Annotated in this window: 4 protein-coding genes and 1 pseudogene; 3 read left to right on the top strand and 2 right to left on the bottom strand. The window is 43.5% G+C overall.

The genetic code is table 11. From position 1 onward, the window contains the following. The first annotated feature begins 336 nt into the window (after positions 1–336). From QUA44_RS30870 to QUA44_RS30190, 3 genes and pseudogenes are all read left to right on the top strand, one after another. Entirely contained in the window at positions 337–546 is a 210-nt protein-coding gene (locus tag QUA44_RS30870; RefSeq protein WP_445243720.1) for a transposase family protein, read from the top strand. A 97-nt stretch (positions 547–643) separates the two neighbouring features. Beyond that, positions 644–970: a transposase gene (locus tag QUA44_RS30195; protein WP_333276863.1), complete on the top strand. Its 327-nt coding sequence runs from the start codon at positions 644–646 to the stop codon at positions 968–970. 32 nt (positions 971–1,002) lie between these two features. Continuing rightward, a pseudogene (locus tag QUA44_RS30190) lies at positions 1,003–1,325 on the top strand (ISL3 family transposase). A gap of 80 nt (positions 1,326–1,405) precedes the next feature. On the opposite strand, the gene cbiE reads toward QUA44_RS30190, so the two are convergent. Next, positions 1,406–2,671 (bottom strand): precorrin-6y C5,15-methyltransferase (decarboxylating) subunit CbiE, encoded by a 1,266-nt coding sequence (cbiE, locus tag QUA44_RS30180; RefSeq protein ID WP_333253966.1) that lies wholly within the window; start codon positions 2,669–2,671, stop codon positions 1,406–1,408. Between the two features lie 390 nt (positions 2,672–3,061). After that, the coding region (locus tag QUA44_RS30175) for a photosystem II protein D1 (protein ID WP_333254063.1) at positions 3,062–3,169 on the bottom strand (108 nt) is incomplete at its 5' end.

Genomic DNA, 3,169 nt, shown 5'->3' with positions numbered 1-3,169 from the left:
CTTCGACACCTTGCTTTTTGAGCCACTGATTTAAGCTCTCAAACCCTGCGGTATTATTAGTGAACTTTTTGGGTTTTGAGCCACGTTCTTCTTTCAGTAAAACGACATGAAAGTCTTTTTGACGGCTCTCCTGACTTTATGGTATATAATGTAACAAACAATACATTTACTGTCATGGATTTTTATTTGGACTATATATTAGACTTGCCTGGAGTAAAGGTTGAAAGTTGTACTCAAATTGAGGGAAAAGTTTTATTAGGACTGAGAATTGTAGGAGAAGGTATGGTTTGTCATCATTGTCAAAATTATACCGAAAAACTGCATTAGAATCGACCAATCTTAGTAAGAGATTTACCAGTATTTGGTCGTCCTGTGTATTTAAAAATCCCACGACGGCAGTTTTACTGTTCTAATTGCCAACGTTATCCCACAGAAAAAATAAATTTTCTGGACATTAAAAGACGGCATACTCAACGATACGAACAAATATTTATGAGCGTGTCAAACAATCGAGTATGGAGCAAATTGGACGAAAAGAAGAACTAAGTTATGACGAAATAAAAGGAATATTTGATCAGGTAAACAAAATTCAAAAAAAAACAAGTTGGGAACAGTTAAACGAATTTCTCTGGACGAGATAAGTATGCGGAAAGGTCAAGGAAATTTTGTGACTGTTGTTAGTGACATTTCCAAAGGTAATTTAATTGAAATGATTGATTCTCATCGCTCCGAAGAAATCATTGAAGTCCTGATGGCACAAGCAATTGAGGTTCGAGAACAAGTTGAGGAAGTGAGTGTTGATATGTGGGGACGATTCCCTAAAGTTATCAAAAAAGTATTCCCAAATGCTCAAATTGTTATTGACAGTTTTCATGTAATGAAAGTGGTAAATCGAGATTTAAATAAATTGCGTAGAGCAGCAGGAATCACAGATAGATGTAGTAAATATTTATTGTTGAGCAATGGGTAAATCTTGATCCAGAGCAGATTGATAAATTAGAATTGACCTTAAAGAAATCAGAATGGTTGAGGATTGCGTATGAGATGAAGGAAAATTTTAGAAGAATATATGAAACTAACTTGACTGTCGAAAAAGGGCAGAAAAAAATCAAAGAGTGGTTGAATCATCACAAGTGTTTTTTAGAGAATCTGCATCAACAATTGAAAATTATTTTGAGGGTATTTGTAACTACTTTATTCATCGGACAACAAGTGGAGTAATGGAAGGAATCAACAATCGAATTAAGTTGATTATGCGACAAGGGTATGGCTTTTCTAATTTTGAAAATTTTAGAAATCGCGTATTAGCTTGCTTCTCTAATTAGATAAAGTTATCACCATAAGTTCGGGAGAGCCGACAGATCAAGACAGTATCTACAAGATACTATTGTTTTTTCGCAATGACCTACTTAACTACCGCCCACTGAGTAATCGGTGCCAGCGGTTTCCAACCCACAAAAGAGCCGATCGCCCCCGTGCGCTGAATCCCAATTCTAATCAGTTCGCCGCCGTGCAAAGAATGCCATTGCAGCACCGTAAGTTCGCTTTCAACAGTAACCGCATTTACCACCAAACGGCCGCCTTCACCTAAAGCATTCCAACAAGTTTCTAGCAAACCTTCTGCGGTGACACCGCCGCCGATGAAAATAGCATCCGGTTGCGGCAAATTTGCCAAAGCTTCCGGTGCGTCTCCCGCCACGATTTTAAGTTCGGGAACACCAAATTTAGAGGCATTTTCAGCAATGTATTCCAGTCTAGTTGGATGGCGTTCGATCGCGATCGCCCGACAACTCCGATGACTCCGCATCCACTCAATCGCGATCGAGCCGCAGCCAGCGCCCACATCCCACAGCAACTCCCCCGGAATCGGCGCTAACGCTGACAGAGTAACGGCTCGCACCTCCCGCTTGGTAAGTTGTCCGTCGTGGCGATATGCAGCATCCGGCAAACCCGCAGTTCGGGGGAGGATAAGAGTTTGTCGATCGGCTGCAACTACAATGGCGATCGTGTTCAAATCCGCCAAATCCGCCACATTCCAAGCCGCTGCAACCCCCTCAATCCGCCGTTCCGCCTCCGACCCCATCCGCTCGAACACAGTCATCAAACTGCTGCCAAACCCCCGCAGTGTCAACAAATCGGCGACCTTTCCCGGTGTATGTCGATCGGCACTCAAGACTAGCAAGCGCGCGCCGGGAGACAAAGCAAGGGCGATCGAGGCGATCGGGCGATTTGTTAAGCTGAAAGTCTCAACATCCGCCAGCGCCCAACCCAAACGCGCGCAAGCCAGACTAAAAGCCGATGCTGCGGGAATCACAGTCATTTCCGAAATGGGAATCCGGCGCGACAGCGTGACACCAATTCCGTGACACATCGGATCGCCGCTTGCTAGCACGCAGACAGATTCTCCGCGCCTGCGGATGATGTCGTCAATGGTTGTTTGTAGGGGTGAAGCCCAAACTAATTTTTCGCGGGTGTCGTCGGTTGGTAGCATTGCGAGGTGGCGCGCGCCCCCGACAACGATTTTAGATCTATCGAGTAACGATCGGGCGATCGGGCTCAATCCCGAAAGTCCGTCTTCCCCAATCCCCACCACCGAAAGCCATTTGTGCATGGAATCCTTACACCTAATCTCATTTCCGGCTGCATCGGAATGCTCAAACTCAATAGTCATCACTCATTAGTTATTAGTTATTAGTTATTAGTTGTTAGTTGTTAATCATATTATTTCCGATCAAACAACCAGAATAAAATTGGTTTATAGTGAGGAATTCAGTCCTCATCAAACTCGCTCAGACTGAAGTCTTTACTACAAAATTTATAACTGACATCTTGGATCATTCTCAATAACAGGCATCTTGCCTGTTCCACAAACAGTACATTTGTTCTTGTGAGGTCGGCATCCTGCCCGCCCGTGAAACACTTATTAATAATAGTGCAAGATGTCAGTTATAACGGTTATTTTACCGGACGAGATATCCGAATAAAGTCTCTAAAATATTTTTCCCCAAACAAAAAGCGCCCCTATTACTAGGAGCGCTGTTTGTCAATCAAAAGCTAAAACTTAGCCATTGATAGAAGGAGCAATCATTGCTACTGGGGTGACTTCACCAGCAGCCAAATCAAGCGGGAAGTTGTGAGCATTGCGCTCGTGCATTACTTCCATACCCAA

Source organism: Microcoleus sp. N9_A2, assembly GCF_036701775.1.
Lineage (GTDB): Bacteria > Cyanobacteriota > Cyanobacteriia > Cyanobacteriales > Microcoleaceae > Microcoleus.
Note: the sequence above shows the minus strand (reverse complement) of the source record. Positions and strands in the feature narration are given on the sequence as shown.